The 16666-nt window shown below is 42.3% G+C and carries 13 protein-coding genes and 1 pseudogene; 5 read left to right on the top strand and 9 right to left on the bottom strand.

All coding sequences use genetic code 11. The annotated features are described in order from the left end of the window. Window positions 1-3 precede the first annotated feature (3 nt). From OFN67_RS01485 to sstT, 6 genes and pseudogenes are all read right to left on the bottom strand, one after another. A complete protein-coding gene (locus OFN67_RS01485) occupies window positions 4-759 on the bottom strand; it encodes a 4-(cytidine 5'-diphospho)-2-C-methyl-D-erythritol kinase (protein WP_270868191.1) in 756 nt (251 codons plus the stop codon). Beyond that, window positions 756-1589, bottom strand: coding sequence for a tRNA pseudouridine(55) synthase TruB (gene truB / locus OFN67_RS01480; RefSeq protein ID WP_270873930.1), 834 nt, complete (start codon window positions 1587-1589; stop codon window positions 756-758). The genes OFN67_RS01485 and truB overlap by 4 nt, the downstream gene beginning before the upstream one ends. Then, window positions 1586-3638, bottom strand: a pseudogene (locus OFN67_RS01475) (ATP-dependent helicase). The gene truB and the pseudogene OFN67_RS01475 overlap by 4 nt, the downstream one beginning before the upstream one ends. Before the next feature lie 7 nt (window positions 3639-3645). Further along, window positions 3646-4047, bottom strand: a complete 402-nt coding sequence (locus OFN67_RS01470) for a hypothetical protein (RefSeq protein WP_270870750.1) — start codon at window positions 4045-4047, stop codon at window positions 3646-3648. Between the two features lie 2 nt (window positions 4048-4049). Further along, window positions 4050-5765 carry a M3 family oligoendopeptidase gene (locus OFN67_RS01465; protein ID WP_270873929.1) on the bottom strand — a complete coding sequence of 572 codons (1716 nt, stop codon included), beginning with the start codon at window positions 5763-5765 and terminating at the stop codon, window positions 4050-4052. Window positions 5766-5856: 91 nt separating this feature from the next. Next, window positions 5857-7122: a serine/threonine transporter SstT gene (sstT, locus tag OFN67_RS01460; RefSeq protein WP_270865003.1), complete on the bottom strand. Its 1266-nt coding sequence runs from the start codon at window positions 7120-7122 to the stop codon at window positions 5857-5859. A gap of 155 nt (window positions 7123-7277) precedes the next feature. Here sstT and metK point away from each other — a divergent pair, with 155 nt between their 5' ends. The 5 genes from metK (at window position 7278) to OFN67_RS01435 (ending at window position 12520) form a co-directional block, all read left to right on the top strand. After that, window positions 7278-8477 (top strand): methionine adenosyltransferase, encoded by a 1200-nt coding sequence (gene metK, locus OFN67_RS01455; RefSeq protein WP_270858903.1) that lies wholly within the window; start codon window positions 7278-7280, stop codon window positions 8475-8477. A gap of 163 nt (window positions 8478-8640) precedes the next feature. Continuing rightward, on the top strand, window positions 8641-9987 hold the full coding sequence (locus tag OFN67_RS01450; RefSeq protein ID WP_270868196.1) for an FAD-dependent oxidoreductase: 1347 nt from the start codon (window positions 8641-8643) through the stop codon (window positions 9985-9987). A 72-nt stretch (window positions 9988-10059) separates the two neighbouring features. Further along, window positions 10060-11502: a pyruvate kinase gene (pyk, locus tag OFN67_RS01445; RefSeq protein WP_270868197.1), complete on the top strand. Its 1443-nt coding sequence runs from the start codon at window positions 10060-10062 to the stop codon at window positions 11500-11502. Window positions 11503-11634: 132 nt separating this feature from the next. Continuing rightward, the gene (locus OFN67_RS01440) at window positions 11635-11997 is read left to right on the top strand and encodes a tetratricopeptide repeat protein (RefSeq protein WP_270868198.1); all 363 of its coding nucleotides are present in this window, start codon (window positions 11635-11637) and stop codon (window positions 11995-11997) included. A gap of 160 nt (window positions 11998-12157) precedes the next feature. Beyond that, window positions 12158-12520 (top strand): hypothetical protein, encoded by a 363-nt coding sequence (locus OFN67_RS01435; protein WP_270868199.1) that lies wholly within the window; start codon window positions 12158-12160, stop codon window positions 12518-12520. A gap of 526 nt (window positions 12521-13046) precedes the next feature. Here the strand turns inward: OFN67_RS01435 and OFN67_RS01430 are convergent. The 3 genes from OFN67_RS01430 to hisD are packed head-to-tail and all read right to left on the bottom strand — an operon-like array spanning window position 13047 to window position 16619. Then, window positions 13047-14111, bottom strand: a complete 1065-nt coding sequence (locus tag OFN67_RS01430; protein WP_270868200.1) for a hypothetical protein — start codon at window positions 14109-14111, stop codon at window positions 13047-13049. Then, a complete protein-coding gene (locus tag OFN67_RS01425; RefSeq protein ID WP_270868201.1) occupies window positions 14108-15280 on the bottom strand; it encodes a hypothetical protein in 1173 nt (390 codons plus the stop codon). The genes OFN67_RS01430 and OFN67_RS01425 overlap by 4 nt, the downstream gene beginning before the upstream one ends. 46 nt (window positions 15281-15326) lie before the next feature. Next, window positions 15327-16619, bottom strand: coding sequence for a histidinol dehydrogenase (gene hisD, locus OFN67_RS01420; protein WP_270873928.1), 1293 nt, complete (start codon window positions 16617-16619; stop codon window positions 15327-15329). Window positions 16620-16666 lie beyond the last annotated feature (47 nt).

Below are 16666 nucleotides of genomic sequence, written 5' to 3'. Positions count from 1 at the left end.
TTTCTACCTTAAATCTACCTTGAAGCACGAACTGCCACTTCCGCTTAAAAACTCGCCCTTTTCTAGTCGCAAATCTGGATAAAGTGCGCGCGCTGGGGCTAGCAAATCATTTAGGCTCTCAGCGTCAAAATTATTTAAAATTTCGCTTGATTTTAGCTTTAAAAGCTTGCTAGCTAAGCCTAAATTAATTTTATTAAAATGATTTTTTCTAAATTCCCTATACACCGCGCCAGTATCGCAAAATAGCCCTTTTAGGCAAAGCCTAAGTGGCGGGATTTCATCATCAAACGCTTCGATTATTTCGCCTTTGCCACTCACATTTGCGCTTTTTTCACCACTTAAAAAAAAGCAAATATCGCTTCCGAGCGAATTTGCAATTTGCATTAAATTTGGCTTTGAAATTCCCAAATTTAGCTCATCGTTTATCATTTTTAAAAACGCGGCGCAGTTACTACTACCGCCACCCAATCCACCGCCTGCTGGAATTTGTTTGTAAAGTTTTACATAAAATTTTGCAAAAAATTCATCGAGCTCGTTTTTGTAACCGCTCTCGCACAGCCGCTCGTATGCGCTTTGGATTATGTTTTTACCGGCGATTTCTTTGTTGCACTCTATGCAAAATCCGCCCCGCTCGCCCCGCTCGAAGCTGATTTCGTCGTAAATTTCATCGCAAATTACAAAACGAGAGGCGATATTGTGAAATGCGCCGTTTGCGCCAGTAATTTTCAAAAAAACATTTATTTTAGCAAAACTTTTCAAATCTTTATCCTATTCCACAGATATTTTACTTCGCCATCGCAAATTTCGATTATTGCGTGAAATTCGCCCAAATTTATCAAATATTCGCCACTGTTTTGAAATTTAAAATTTTGCGCGCGAAGTTTTTTGCCGAGCAAAATTTCATTTTTATCGCCATTATAAAAATTTTCTTTTAAATTTAGATAATCTTTCGGATTTATACTAGCCTCACTCATAAATTTCGGATTTTCTAGGCTAAATTCGCCCTCGCTTACTCGGCAAAGCGCGCTTAGTGTCCCGCATACGCCTAGCTTTTTGCATAAAAGTTTGCCGTATGAGCGGATATATCCGCCCTCGCTAACTGAAATTTTAAAGCTCAAAAACGGGTGGCGATAGCTTAGGATTTCGCACCCATACACGCTCATAACCTGCTCTTTAAGCGTCACTTCCTCGCCTTTTCTAGCTAGTTCATACGCACGCACGCCATCTATTTTTTTCGCGCTAAATTTTGGTGGTGTGTATCGCACCTCGCCCAGCAAGCTATCCCTTGCACCTAAAATTTGCTCCATGCTAAGCTTTGGCACATTTTCTACGCTATAAATATTTTCGTTATCGCCACTTTCGCTACTAGCACCAAACCACAGCGTGGCGATATAGACTTTGGGCGATTTACGCAAAAATCGAAAAAACCGTGTGTATTCTCCAAAGCCAATGACCAAAGCCCCGCTAGCAAAGGGATCTAGGGTGCCAGAAAATCCGGCTTTTTTCACGCCATATTTGCGCTTCAAGCGTCCTAAAAACTGATTTGATGAAATTCCGGCAGGTTTGTTTGCTAAAAAAAGTCTATTCATACTAGTTTTTGCACGAAATTTTTCATTATCATGCGCTCGATTCCGCCGAAATTTATGGTAAGTTTGTCGCCATTTACTGGCGCTTACCTTGCCCATACCAAAGAGTTTGTGGGTGATTAAATCACCCTTTTTAAACTCGCCGTCACTTTGTGGGCTAAGTGGAGTATCGATTAGCCCTGCTTCGCCTAAAAATCGCGATTTGGATAGATAATCCCGTTTCCCGCGATAAAAGCGCGAATTCGCAAAACTAAGCGTTAGCTCTTTTTTCGCCCTAGTTATGGCTACATACGCTAGCCTGCGCTCCTCTTCTAAATCTGTCGTGTCGCTGATGATTGGGAAAAACCCCTCTTCAAGCCCGATGACAAAAAGGTGCGAAAACTCCAAACCCTTGCTAGCATGCACGCTCATGATATTTATCGCCTCTGCGCTGATATTGTCTTGATCGCTAAGAAGTGCCAAATCGTTTAAAAACTCGCCCAAATCGAAATTTGGCTTATTTACGGCTTCATCTTTTAGCATAGCGCAAAATTCGTTGATATTAGCCAATCTATCATCGCCCTCTGGCATGCTCTCGTAGTATTCTTTTAGCTCAAATTTATCCAGCACTCCGTCGATTTTTTTCTCCACGCTTGGCTCGTGCGAGAGTTCGTTTATGTATAGTTTGAGCTTTTCTAGGGCCTCTTTTGCTTTGGCGCTTAGATTTGCACCCTGATCTGAAAACGCATCAAACAAGCTTAAATGCTTCCTTGCGCCGATTTCATCGAGCCTTGCAAGGCTAACCTTGCCAATGCCCCTTTTTGGGACATTTATAATGCGACGCATTGAAAAATCGTCGTTTTCGTTGATGATTAGGCGCAGGTATGCGATGATGTCTTTGATCTCGGCTCTTTCGTAAAATTTCACGCCACCTACTATGCGATATGCAATTTTCGCGCGGTTTAGCCCCTCTTCGAGTGCGCGCGAAAGGGCATTTACGCGGTAAAGCACGGCGATTTGGGCTGGGTGGATACCTGAGTTTATGAGCTCTTTGATTTTCGCCGCTACTTGCGCGCTTTCGTCGCTTTCGTTTTCGCAGTGTAGGATTTTGACATCTTCGCCCTTGCCAAATGTGCTTTTTAAATTTTTGCCAAGGCGGTTTTTATTATGCGAAATTAGCTCGTTTGCAGCGAAGAGAATTTGGCTAGTCGAGCGGTAATTTTCCTCTAATTTCACATATTTTACATTTTCAAATTGATCGCGAAATTTTAGGATATTTTCCACCCTAGCCCCACGCCAGCTATAAATGCTCTGATCATCATCGCCCACGACGGTTAAATTTTGGTGCGCTTTGCAAAGCTTTTGTAGTAGTTTAAACTGAATTTCGTTCGTGTCTTGATACTCATCGACGGTTATGTAGGTGTATTGGCGTGAAACTTCATCGCAAAGTGCCTCGTTTGCGTCTAAAATTTTGTAAGGAAGCACGAGCAAATCATCAAAATCGACTAAATTATTGCTTAGCAAATACTCTTCGTATCTGGTGTAGGCTTCTAGCATTTTGGCGTAAAATCCCTCGTTTGCCTGCTTGATATCATCGCTTAGCGAGGCGATATTGTTTTTAAGCTCATCTGGGCCAATTAGGGCGTTTTTGTATTTTGAAATTTCATTTGCCATGGTGCTTGTTTGCAAATTTATCTCAAACGATTTTAGGATTTTTTTCTTATCATCAGTATCTATGACGGCAAAATTTGGCTTACGGCCAAGCTCGCTAATGTAAAATTTCAAAAACAAAAGTCCAAATTTATGAAATGTGCATAGCAGTGGCACACCCACTTCAAGCCCTAAATTTGCGATTAGATTAAGCGCGCGAGAGCGCATTTCGCTAGCTGCTTTGTTTGTGAAAGTTAGCGTGAGCGTGTTTTGCGCGGGCACGCCGTTTGCTAGCAGGTAAGCTAGGCGCGCGGTGATTGTTTTAGTTTTGCCACTACCTGCGCCCGCTAAAATCAGCATAGCTCCGTCTATATGCAGTGCTGCCCTGCGCTGAGCCTCGTTTAATTCGTCTAAAAATTTCATATCTTTCCTATCTAGCGAAAATTCTGCGAGATCTCTCTTTTTTGATCCACTCGCTATCAATTTTGGCTAAATTTACAGCCACTGGGGTGTTAGCTTGGACTAGCTCCATTATAGCATACAGCGGGATTGATACGACTGCTGCGAAATCCTCGCTACCAAAACCAGCTTCAAATTTCAAATCGTCCTTTTGGATATGCGCGCTTGACAGCGTGTAGTTTTCTAACTCGAAGAAAATCACAGGTTTTTTGATAAAGCCCGCACTTATCTCGCTAGGAAGTTCGGGGTCGAATTTCACCTCGCTTGTGCGCGCTACCACGCCAAAACTCTCGCCAAGCTCGAAAAAAAGCTCCAAAATTTCTTTGATGTGCGCAATCTCTTTTTGTATGAATTTTTCGTTTTCTAAAATCATCTTTACTCCTTTACAAACTCATCGACGAGAGAGCGAATTTGAGAAATTCCAATCTCCCAAAATTTATCATCATCTAAATTTAGCCCAAATTTTGCGACTAAATTTTTCGGCGAATCGCTTCCGCCTGAGCTTAAAAATTCAGTGTAAATTTCGGCGAAATTTGAAATTTTACCACTTTTATACAGCCCATAAAGCGCCAAAACTAGCAACTGCGCAAAGCCATAAGAGTAGCAATAAAACGGCGTGTGGATAAAGTGCGGTATATAACTCCACCAAATTTTATATTCATTTCTAAGTTCTAGCGCATCGCCAAACATTTTTTTGGACTCTTCTAGCCAAATTTCATTAATTTGCTCCGTGGTTAGCTCATCAGGCGTGGCGTGAATTCTGCGCTCAAATGTCGTAAATCCTATCTGGCGATACAGCGTGGCAAAAATATCTTCGAGTTTGTTTGCTATCATGGCGCGAGCCACGCTTTTATCTGAGCGCGAGAGCATGTAGTCAAAAACTAGCATTTCGCAAAATACAGAGGCTGTCTCAGCTGTGGTAAGTGGCGTAAATGAGTAAAAATATCCAGCATTGTAGCTTAAATACTGGTGGATTGCATGACCTAACTCGTGCGCTAGGGTGAATACATCGCGACGCTTGGCAGTGAAATTTAGCAGCACAAACGGGTGCGTATCAGCCGAACCCGAGTGCGAAAATGCGCCACTTTGTTTATTTGGCTTTGGCATGGCATCAATCCAGTTTTTCGCAAACGCTTCCCTTGCGATTTGCCCAAATTTAGGGCTAAATTTATCAAAGGCGTCAAGGACGATTTGCTTAGCCTCATCAAAGCTAAATTTGCTATCGTCGTTTAAATTTAGCGGTGCGTATCGATCAAAATCATAGAGCTTTTCAAGCCCCAAAATTTCGCGCTTTTTATCATAGTAGCGCCACACTAAATCAAAATTTCGCTCGGTTGCGCTAATGAGTGCATCGACGCTTGATTTTTCGATTTGGTTTTCTTCGTGCATGATTAGCTCGCCTTGGCCGTATCCACGAAGCTCGCAACTGATTTTAAGGCTAGTTTTTATCATATTATAAATGTAGGTTAAAAGGTGCGAATTTTGCTCTAAGACCGCACTTAGCGAGGCTGCGGCCTGCTTGCGCGCATTTCTATCGCTATCATAAAGGTGCGATAAAAGCTCCTCTTCACTGATTTTCTCGCCCCCAAAGTCAAATTTTAGCCTTGCCATACTCTCATCAAAAAGCCTTGAAAACGCCTCTGCGCCAACCACGCTCGTTTTTAGCAAAACCTTTTCTTCAAGCAGGCTTAGTTGGTGCGATTTGTGTTTTTTAAGCAAATTTAAATAGTAAGCAAAACGGCCACTACCCGCGATAAAATTTTGCGCTCTCTCCTCGCTAAGCTCGTTAAATTCTAGCTCGAAAAATAGCAAATTTTGGGCGATATCGTTGCAGATTTGCTCCACTTTGGCCTGCCTTGCCCCACGCGTAGTATCTCTGGCAAAATCTAAATGCACGAAGCTCATAATCTTTGAAATTTGCGCGTTTATGCGCTCGTATTCGCCTAATGCTTCGCAAAATTCATCGCAGGTTAAATTCGCTAAATTTCCCCTAAATTTCGCCTCAAATTCGCTAGCCTTAGTGCGCGTATTTTCTATGGCAAGCTCGAATTTTTCCTCGTTTTGAAATAATTCACTCAAATCCCAATTCATACTTTTCCTTTAAATTTTTGGCGCAATTCTAGCCAAAAAGAGTTATACAGTGGTAAGCGACCAAAAATTTGGTCGCTTAAATTTTTAAATTTTAATGTTTTGAAGTTTGTGAAACGATAATTGTAAAAAGTGCGTCGGTGGAGCTATTTAGGGCTGTTTCCATTGAGTCTTGGATTACAGAGATTATGACACCGACGGTGATGACCTTAAATGCGATATCGTTGTCGATACCAAAAAGCGCACACGCAAGCGGAATAAGCATAAGCGAACCGCCAGGCACGCCACTTGTGCCACATGCGCCCACGGCTGAGACTACACATAGTAGCAAAGCCGTGCCAAAATCAGGGTGAATTCCTAGCGTGTATGCAGTCGAAAGTGCCAAAATAGCGATAACCACAGCGGCTCCCGCCATATTTACGGTAGCTCCCAGCGGAATTGAAATTGAGCTTAGCTCATCATCGACGCCAAGTTTTTTGCAAAGGTTCATATTTACAGGGATATTCGCAGCCGATGAGCGTGTAAAAAACGCTGGAATTCCACTCTCTTTAAGGCAGGTAAAGACGATAGGGAAAGGGTTTTTCTTGGTTACGAAAAATACGATTAGCGGATTTACTACGACAGCTACTAAAATAAGTGCTAGCACAAGCACGCCTGTAAGCTTAGCATAGGTTGCTAGACCTTCCACGCCCAAATCATACACGGTGTAAGTAATAATGCCAAAAATACCAATTGGTGCTAGTTGAATTACAACTTGAATTATTTTTGTTACACCTTCGCTTAAATCGCCGATGAAGCGTTTGGTTTCGTTCGTGCAAAATTTAAGCGCGATTCCAAGTCCTACCGCCCATGCGACGATACCGACATAATTACCGCTAGAAAGGGCATTTACAGGGTTATCAACGATTTTGAAAAATGTAGTTTTTAGCACTTCCCAGACATTTGCAGGTGCAGGTGAGTTTGCCGCGCCAACGCCATCAAGTGCAATCGGAGTCGGAAACATAAAGCTAACGCCAACGCCAACAAAAGCAGCCAAAAGCGTGCCTACGATATAAAGCACGATAACTCTTTTTAGTCCTGTCGTGCTTCCAAAAGTTTTATTGACAAGCGAACTTAAAATTAGAATAAAAACTAGCACTGGGGCGACAGCTTTAAGCGCACTTACGAAAAAATCACCAAACAATCTAGCCAAATTCGCGATATTACTCCACGCATTTGTTTCACCGCCGTCTAAATCCAGCCCAGATACACCGACCCTAGCAAAATACCCTAGCGCAGCACCGAGCAAAAGTCCGATGATAATGCGCATTATCAGGCTTTTGTTGCTGTAACTTTGTATCAGCTTATCTAAGTAAGTCATCTTGCCTCCCTTTCAATGAGTAAAATTTGTCGCAATATATCTAAATTTTTATTTAACATTATTTAAATTCTTTAAAAATTTAATAAAATTTCATTTTACATTAAATATTAAACGCTAGAATTACGCCCAAAATTTTCAAAATTTTAGGAGCTTAAATGTATCTATTCACAAGCGAGGTCGTAAGCCCTGGTCACCCAGATAAATGCGCCGACATAATCGCAGATTCAATCGTCGATGAAATTTTAAAAAAAGATCCCAAAGGACGCGTAGCTAGCGAGGTTTTCGTAGCGGGCAAACATATCGTAATCGGCGGCGAAGTAAATGCCAAGGTCGATTTTACACACGATGATTATCGCCATATCGTCAAACGCGCTCTTAGCGACATTGGCTACAATGACAATCCATTTTTTACCCGCGAGCAGTGCCTGCACCCGCAAGATGTCGAGGTCGATGTATATCTAAACCAACAAAGCCCAGATATCAATCAAGGCGTAGATCAAGAAAGTGGCGAAATCGGCGCGGGAGATCAAGGCATAATGTTTGGCTTTGCTAGCTCGGAGACGCAAAATTTCATGCCAGCAGCAATTACTTATGCAAGGCTTCTTTGCGATAAGGTTTATGAGTATGCCAAAACTCACCCAAATCAGCTTGGCGTGGATATTAAAACACAAGTTACGCTTGATTATGGCACGAAGTCAAATTTCGAAGACTGCAAACCGCAATCAATCCACACAATCGTAGTAAGCGCGCCTTGCGTGGAGAGTATGAGTATCGAGTATGTGCGCGAACTAATCCAAAATTTAATCGACACAGCAGGTCTTCCAAAAGAGCTTTATCAAAAAGAAAAAACCATAATTTATATCAACCCAACAGGTCGCTATGTAAATCACAGCTCGCTTCACGATAGCGGTTTGACTGGTCGCAAACTCATCGTCGATAGCTTTGGCGGATATTCGCCAATTGGTGGTGGCGCACAATCTAGCAAAGACTACACCAAAGTCGATCGCTCGGGGCTTTACGCAGCGCGCTATATCGCTAAAAATATCGTCGCAGCAGGGTTAGCGAAAAAATGTATAATCCAGCTAAGCTATGCTATCGGCGTAGCAAAACCAGTTAGCGTGAGTGTCGATTGTATGGGCACAAACGCTGGTATTGATGATGATACACTCTCGAAATTTGTCCTCGAAAATTTCGCCCTAACCCCGCGTTGGATTACCGAGAAATTCGGCCTAGACAAACCAAGTGCCCAGACATTTTTATACGCAAAAGTAGCTGCTTACGGCCAAGTCGGCAACCCAAAATACCCATGGGAACAGCTCGATAGCGTAGAGCTTTTCAAATCTTTGAAAAAATAAAATTTCGCAAGGAATTTAACCTTGCGAAATTTTTAAATTCTTAGTTATTTTATGACAATTTAATCTTAAATTTAACTCCGAGAAATTCCGATAAATTCGGCGAAATTTAACACTTTTTTAAGTAAAATTTTTGCAAAATATCGCATACTTTTAAGGGGTGAAAATGCAAGAAAAACACTACGAAGTCGTCATTGTCGGCGGCGGTATTTCTGGCGGTGCGCTAGCATACACTTTGGCGCAATACACTGATATAAAATCCATCGCAATCATCGAAAAATACGAGGGTTTAGCCACGCTAAATACAAAAGGCACGGCAAATTCGCAAACGATTCATTGTGGCGATATCGAGACAAACTACACAATCGACAAAGCCAAAAAGGTCAAACGCGCAGCCGATATGATTGCGAAATACTGCAAAAAGCACGATTATATCGGTAAATTTATCTTTGAAGGGCAAAAAATGGCAATCGGCGTGGGCGATAGCGAGGTCGCTTTTATCAAAGATCGCTATGAGGTTTTCAAAGAGCTTTATCCGTATTTGGAATTTTATGACAAAGACAAGCTAAAACAGATCGAGCCAAAGGTCATTTTCGATAGCAATGGCAACCCTCGCCCCGAAGATGTCGCAGGTCTTGGCGTGCAAACTGGCGCATATACTACAATCGATTTTGGTGCCATGACAAATACCCTAGTCGAAAATGCGCAAAAAACAAAGGGCAAAATTTGCGATTTATACCTAAATTCTGAGGTTCAAAATATCACAAAGGTAGGCGATAAATTTTATATCCGCACTGCAAACAAAATTTCAGTCAGCGCTGATTTTGTCGTAGTTGATGCGGGCGCGCACTCACTATGGCTAGCGCATAAAATGGGCTACGGCAAGAGCCTTAGCGCGATTTGTATCGCTGGAAGCTTTTATCTAACCAAACAAAAACTATTAAACGGCAAAGTCTATATGGTGCAAAACCCAAAACTCCCATTTGCCGCACTTCACGGAGACCCTGACCTGCTAGCTGATGGTTGCACGAGATTTGGCCCTACTGCGCTAACTATGCCAAAATTAGAGCGTTACAAAGGCTGTCGTTCAGTGCCTGAGTTTTTCCAATCCCTAAATTTCACGCCAAAGGTCGCAAAGGTATTTTGGAATAATTTTGGCGATAGTGATGTGCGAAATTTCTTAATGCGCAATATCGCTTTTGAAGTGCCGGTTTTGGGCAAAAAACTCTTTATCAAAAACGCCAAAAAAATCATACCTAGCATTAGAGAAGAAGATATTTACTATGCCAAAGGTTTTGGAGGCGTCAGAGCCCAAATCATCGACCAAGACAAGCTTGAATTGCTTCTAGGCGAGGCTAGAATCGACGATAATAACGGCGTGATTTTCAATATGACTCCAAGCCCGGGTGCGACAAGCTGTTTTGGCAACGCAGAGCGCGACGCTATCTCAATCTGCTCGTTTTTGGGCAAAAAATTCGACGCTGAAAAATTCGAAAACGAACTTGTAAAATAATCAAATTTATGCAGAATTTTTCTGCATAAATTTCACTTTTAAATTTCAAATTTCAACACAAAGGAAAATTTAATGAAAAAAGCAAAAATCATAGCCACGCTTGGCCCAGCTAGCGATAACGAAGAGATAATGGAAGCCATGGTTAGGGCTGGGGTCAATGTTTTTAGACTAAATTTTTCGCACAACTCGCACGAATACCACGCGCAAAATGTCGCAAAAATCCGTAGCGTGGAGAAAAAGGTCGGATTTCATATCGGGATTTTACAAGACATCTGCGGCCCTAAAATCCGCATTGGCGAGCTTGAAGCACCGTTTGAATTAAAAGCTGGCGATAGGCTTGATATCTACGCCAAAGAGCAAATCGGCACCCAAATCGCCCCACACCACTACGCTCTTAGCATTAATCAACCCCAAATTTTGCCTATGCTAAAAGCTGGCGAATATGTCTATCTCTACGACGGCATAATCCGCGCTAGGGTTGCTCACAGCGGAAACGATGTCGTCCAAACCGTCATTGAAAACGACGGCACTCTAAGCTCGAAAAAGGGTGTAAATTTCCCAAATACCGTTCTTGGCATAGATGTCATCACGCCAAAAGATAGAGCCGATATGGAATTTGGCGCCACTCTTGGCGTGGATTTTGTGGCAATCAGCTTTGTGCAAAGCGCAAACGACATAATCAAAGCAAAGAAAATTTTGCGCGCCTCTGGCTCGCACGCCCATGTTTTGGCAAAAATAGAAAAATTTGACGCTGTGGAAAATATAGATAGCATTATCGACGAGAGCGACGGAATCATGGTCGCTAGGGGCGATTTGGGTATCGAGGTGCCGTTTTACAAGGTGCCTTCAATCCAAAAATTGATTATCAAAAAAGCTAACGAAGCCGCCAAACCAGTCATCACAGCCACTCAAATGCTTCTTAGCATGACGCGCAACGAAACAGCCACCAGAGCCGAAATCAGCGATGTCGCCAACGCCGTGCTTGACGGCACAGACGCTGTAATGCTAAGCGAAGAGAGCGCAGTAGGCATAAATCCAGTCGCTGTCGTGCGCGCTATGTCGCATACGATACTAGAAGCGCAAGAAATCTACGCTTACAACCGCTTCAAGCACGAAAACCACGATAGCACCGATATCATGGCTGAATCTGCCGTTAGGCTAGCAGGTCAGCTAAACGCGGATAAAATCATCGCCCTAACCTCCTCTGGCAAACTAGCCGTGCAAATGGCGAGATATCGCCCAAATATCGATATCCTAGCCGTTACGCACGATATAAACACAGCGCGCTATCTCACGCTTTGTTGGGGTATAGGCCAAAGCCTAGTTATAGCAGAAGAAGCCAAGCTTCACACGCTCATGGCAAAGGCTATCAAAAGCGGCGTGGATTGTGGTGCGATCAAGCTTGATGGAACATATATCATGACGGCAGGTTATCCAACAGGTGTAAGCGGGACTACAAATCTTATCCGTATGTTGAAGGACGAACAAATATCCTACTACTTACAAGACGCGTAAAACCTAGTAAATTAATAAAATTTGTCGAATTTACTAAAAATTTAAGTAAAATTTAGCTTTATTAGCAAATTTTTGGAGTATAATACGCCCCGTTTTAAAGGAAACGAATATTTTATTAAAAGGAGCAAAGTTATGAAAAAACTAGTTTTCTTAACATTGTTTGGTGTTGCGAGTTGTGCATTCGCTGGTATAGCTGAGGAAATGGACGCAAAATGTGAAGCAGGAGATTATCAAGCTTGCACTGAGCTTGGTATGAAATACTACCGCGGTCAAGATGGTTTGCCACAAGACCACGAGAAAGCTCACTCATATTATGATAAAACTTGTAACCAACACAATTACGCTGAGGCTTGCTACCGCGACGGAATATTTCACTCAGTAGGCGTTGGTGCAGAGCACAACCACGATCGCGCAATGCAATCTTTGAAAATGGCTTGTGATCAAGGTCACGAAAAAGCTTGCAAAATGGCAGAGAGAATCAAAGACGATAATTAATCACTATTTTTACTCTGTTTTTACCACTGCGCCGATAAAATTCGGCGCAAATTATCGAATTTACATAAAATTTAATTAAAATTTAACTCTATTATAACTATTTTAGTGTATAATCACGCGTTCCAAAGGAAACACATATTATTTTTACAAGGAGAAAGTTATGAAAAAACTAGTTTTCTTAGCACTATTTGGTTTTGCGAGTTGCGCATTCGCTGGTATAGCAGAGGAAATGGACGCTAAATGCGAAGCAGGAGATTATCAAGCTTGCACTGAGCTTGGTATGAAATATTTCCGTGGTGAAGACGGCTTACCAAAAGACTATGACAAAGCTCACACATATTATGACAAAACTTGCAATATCGCTAAATGGGCTGAGGCTTGCTACCGCGACGGTATCTTCCACTCAGTTTTAGACGGCAAATGGCATAATCACGATCGTGCAATGCTATCACTATCAATGGCTTGCGAGCAAGGACACCAAAAAGCTTGCTCTATGAAAGAAAGAATTGCTAACGATAAATAATCGTAGTTTTACTTTTATTTCTACTTCGGCGCCGAATTTTTCGGCGCTTTTTTTTATGCCCGAAAATTCTTTGTCATTGTAAGAAGCATTATTTTTGTCATTGCGAGCGAAGCGAATTTGCTTTAATTTGTCATTGCGAGCTTTCGCTACCGCAAATTCCTAAATACTGCCCGATTTTGTCATTGCGAGCGCATTGCGACGAATTGTTATTTTTGTCATTGCGAGCAAAAGCAAAGCGTCAAGACGCTTTGCCGAAGCAATCCAGTAAAATTCTCTCTAAATTTTAATGGATTGCTTCGACCACTGCGTGGTCTCGCAATGACAGATTATGAAAAAATTGCTCGCTATTGTCATTGCGAGGAGCGAAGCGACGAAGCAATCTACGAGTTTAAAATTCCTAACAATAAATTTGCAAAAATACTGACCTTAAATTTTTAATTCGTAGATTGCCACGCTCGTTACACTCGCTCGCAATGACGAATTTTATTTTCGGTGCAGTATTTCAAGGTTGCGCCAGCGTGAAATTTCAAAATTTATGTTTCAGCTCCAAGCTAAGCATATCCGAGATTTTCTCGGCCTCGAAATACTTCGCCTGCGCCTTCATATAAGCGCACATTTGGCGGTCTTTTTCGCAAATGCCATGCTCCAACAAAAACTGCACCGCAAGCGAATTATCCATAAGCGCAGAAAATTTAATAAAGCCTTCAAGCTCCTTTTTATCGAGCTCGTTTATCCCTTTATACTTTAAACTCTCCTCGAAAAACCGCATTTTATCGGCGTGAAATTTTGAAAAATCGTAACTCTGCGCAATGCGCCTAAGATCGCTTGGCGGGGTTTTTAAAAGATAATCAAGCGTGATATTTTGGTCTTTGATAAACTCCGCTTCGCTCGAAGTGATATCAGCGACCACGCCATTTCCTAGCGGTGCGCCATTAGCCAAAAAATACGCAAACGCGTCGAAATTGTCGCACGCACTAGCCATTTTTGCGTCGTTTTCGCTAGGTTTGGCGCCACTACTTACCAGCAAATCTATTAGCGCAAACAGCTCCTCGCTATCAAATTTAGTGGAATTTTCGTCATTTTCCAAACCTGCGCCGATATCGCAACCATAGGAATTTACGATATTTAATGGATTGTCAAATTCGCCCTCGTTATAATTCAAATTTGGGCTGAATTTTAAAATTTCAGTGATTTTGTCGAAATCAAATTTGCCTGTGCGCGAAATTTTGGGATTGTAGATAAAATGAGTGAAAATCCGCTCGCCATACTCGCCAAATTCCTCATTTATGCGCTCAGCATTTGCGCGCGCAAAATCCAAAAGCCCGTCTAGTGCGCTAGAAATTTGCTCGTTTGTAGCGTTTTCGTCGTGGAAAATTTCAAAATTTGGCGCACTATCTGCAAAAACACCATTACTAAAATTTGCGTCCAAATTCGGCGCAGTATCAGGCGCAGTATCCACAGAAATACTCTCGCTTAAATTTTGCGTAAAATTTTGTGATAAATTCTGCGTAAAATTCTGCTCATTTGCGCTAGTAAAGCAAACAAAAACTAGCAAAAAACAAAAAATTCCGCCCATTTGCCCTATTTTCACTGCAACTCCCTTATTGGCTTGTGCATGTAGTAGTGGTCGCAATACTGATTGATGAGCGCGCCGTCTTTGGCGTAAATTTTAAGCTCATATTCGATAAATTTTTCGCCTGTGGGGACATTTTTGTAGGTCATTTTATCGGGTTGTTGCTCTTTCCTAAACTCCGCAAACTCGCTCGGTATCATCTCAAATGAGGCTATATCGTCGATTTCGTAACCCTCTTTTAGCCCAAAATGATAGCCATTGGTATTATATAGCGGGCTATTGCTATATGATCTAGAAGTGAATTTGCGCTCTAAATTTAAAAAAACTATCGCTGTTTCATTGCCTATATTTTCGCAATATTTATTTTTTTTATCTGTATCCGTGAAAAGAAATAAACAAAATTTATCCCCACAAATCGCCTTTTGTTTTTTGTATTCTACTGACCATTTGCTCATATTTGAGGTGCGGATTTTTTGCGCTCCTTGGGCGGTTTTGATCTCATAGACATTTTCATCTACTGGCAAAACCTCGCTATCTCCGTGAAATTTGCCGTATTTTTGGGGTGTGATTTCGGTATTTCTATTTAGTTTAGACGGGAAATCGTAAGTTTCAAGTGGGATTTGCAATCTTGAAATCGCCTCGAAATTTTGCTCGGCACTGCTAGGAAACCACAGCGTCTTGCCCGGGTTTGAGTGCAAATCAAACGAGCCAATGTATTGTCTAGTGATTTTATGCGCCGTTTGCTTGTAAATTTCGTTTGCGCCCTCTTTTAGGGTGATATTCCATGATTTGTGGCTGTGGAATTTCTCCTTTTTTCGCACTTCCTCGCTTGGCGAAAAATCATCTTCTATGTATAAATAATGCTTTTCAGGCATATCTTCGCCCAAAAGATAATCAAACGACAAGCCGTCGTTGTAGCGAAGCCACACGCCATGCTTATCTCGCAAGTAGATATAAGGCACGCTAATGGCATCGGGAAATGCTCCATCAATCGCATTTTCCCAAAATATAGGCTTTGGGGTTAAATCCGCAGGAAAGGGGTTTGCTTGGGTGTTTTCAAACTGGCTTTCGTAATTTGTGTTTATATAATCGCAAGCGTCGCTGGGCTCGCTCGGATCGCACCCAGCTGGCGGCGAAAATAAAGAATTTAAAAAAATATAAATAGCAACGCCAAAAACCAAAAACAAAAAACCAATAATACCAAAAATCCAAAGTAAAAAACTGGTAAATTTCCTAATCATTATTTTTATAGCGAATTTCAACCGATTTTTTGTGCGCTGTGAGCCCCTCAGCCTGCGCTAGTGCCATGCACGCTTCGCCCAGAGCGTCGATTGCGCCCTTATTTAGCGCGATTACCGAGCTTCGTTTGATGAAGTGATAAACCCCAAGCGGCGAGAAAAATCTAGCACTGCCACCTGTCGGCAAAGTATGATTTGGCCCCGCCAAATAATCCCCCATAGCCTCGGGCGTGTAGTGTCCTAAAAAAATCGCGCCTGCGTGCTTAATGCGCGCAAGGTAATCGTAGGCGTTGTCCATGGCGATTTCTAGGTGTTCGACAGCTAGGTCGTTCATCAAATCTATCGCCTCGTCGAAATCTCGCGCGATAATAATCGCACCCTTGTCATCAATGCTCTTTCTAGCGATACTCTCGCGCTCTAATGTAGGCAAAATTTTATAAATTTCATCTTTTACAGCAAGGGCAAATTTCTCATCTGCACTTACCAAAATACTGCTTGCGATCTCGTCGTGCTCGGCTTGGCTTAGCAAATCCACAGCCGTGTGATACGCACTCGCACTAGCATCTGCTAGCACGCCCACTTCGCTAGGACCTGCGATCATATCTATATTTACATCGCCAAAAACTAGCTTTTTAGCCGTGGCGACAAAGATATTTCCAGGGCCTGTGATGACATCGACCTTTTCTATCGTTTCCGTGCCATACGCCATGGCTGCGACTGCGCTCGCACCGCCGACTTTATAGGCTTTTTTGATTCCTAGCACATACATGGCGGCAAGAAGAAGCGAATTTACCACTCCGCCCACAGCAGGGGTGCAGACCGTGATATCAGAGACACCTGCGACGATTGCAGGCACTGCGTTCATCAAAAGCGAGCTAGGATAGGCAGCCTTGCCACCCGGGATATACAGCCCCGCGCGATCTACGGGCGTGATTTTTTGACCCAAAATTTCGCCGTGCGCGCCGAAGTCAATCCAGCTTTTTTCGAGTTGCTTTTCGTGATAGGCATAAATGCGATCATACGCCACTTTAAGGGCGGTTTTTAACTCGTCGCTTAGCTCGTCAAAAGCCTTTTTCATCTCATCTTGCGAAATCGCCAAATTTCCCTTAACTTCCCATTTGTCAAATTTGGCTATTTGCTCGTTTAGCGCCTCATCGCCACGCGCCTTGATATCATCGATGATACCGCTTACGATCGGCATTACCTTTTGCATATCCATATTGCCACGATTTACCAGAGCCTCGAATTCTTGCGCAAAATTGCTATCTGTGCTTTTTAAAATTTTCATATTTAATCCTAAAATTTTGATTGTAAAAATTTGGAGTTTATAGCATA

Source organism: Campylobacter sp. JMF_11 EL3, from assembly GCF_027736965.1.
Taxonomy (GTDB): Bacteria; Campylobacterota; Campylobacteria; order Campylobacterales; family Campylobacteraceae; genus Campylobacter_B.
The sequence above is the reverse complement of the archived record's forward strand: the minus strand, read 5'-3'. Positions and strand labels throughout refer to the sequence as shown.

Excerpts from the sequence above, each read along its gene's own strand:
- OFN67_RS01470 (WP_270870750.1), bottom strand. The coding sequence starts at position 4,047 with ATGATTTTAGAAAACGAAAAATTCATACAAAAAGAGATTGCGCACATC.
- sstT (WP_270865003.1), bottom strand. The coding sequence starts at position 7,122 with ATGACTTACTTAGATAAGCTGATACAAAGTTACAGCAACAAAAGCCTG.
- OFN67_RS01465 (WP_270873929.1), bottom strand. The coding sequence starts at position 5,765 with ATGAATTGGGATTTGAGTGAATTATTTCAAAACGAGGAAAAATTCGAG.
- OFN67_RS01435 (WP_270868199.1), top strand. The coding sequence starts at position 12,158 with ATGAAAAAACTAGTTTTCTTAGCACTATTTGGTTTTGCGAGTTGCGCA.
- OFN67_RS01450 (WP_270868196.1), top strand. The coding sequence starts at position 8,641 with ATGCAAGAAAAACACTACGAAGTCGTCATTGTCGGCGGCGGTATTTCT.
- metK (WP_270858903.1), top strand. The coding sequence starts at position 7,278 with ATGTATCTATTCACAAGCGAGGTCGTAAGCCCTGGTCACCCAGATAAA.
- OFN67_RS01440 (WP_270868198.1), top strand. The coding sequence starts at position 11,635 with ATGAAAAAACTAGTTTTCTTAACATTGTTTGGTGTTGCGAGTTGTGCA.
- hisD (WP_270873928.1), bottom strand. The coding sequence starts at position 16,619 with ATGAAAATTTTAAAAAGCACAGATAGCAATTTTGCGCAAGAATTCGAG.
- truB (WP_270873930.1), bottom strand. The coding sequence starts at position 1,589 with ATGAATAGACTTTTTTTAGCAAACAAACCTGCCGGAATTTCATCAAAT.
- pyk (WP_270868197.1), top strand. The coding sequence starts at position 10,060 with ATGAAAAAAGCAAAAATCATAGCCACGCTTGGCCCAGCTAGCGATAAC.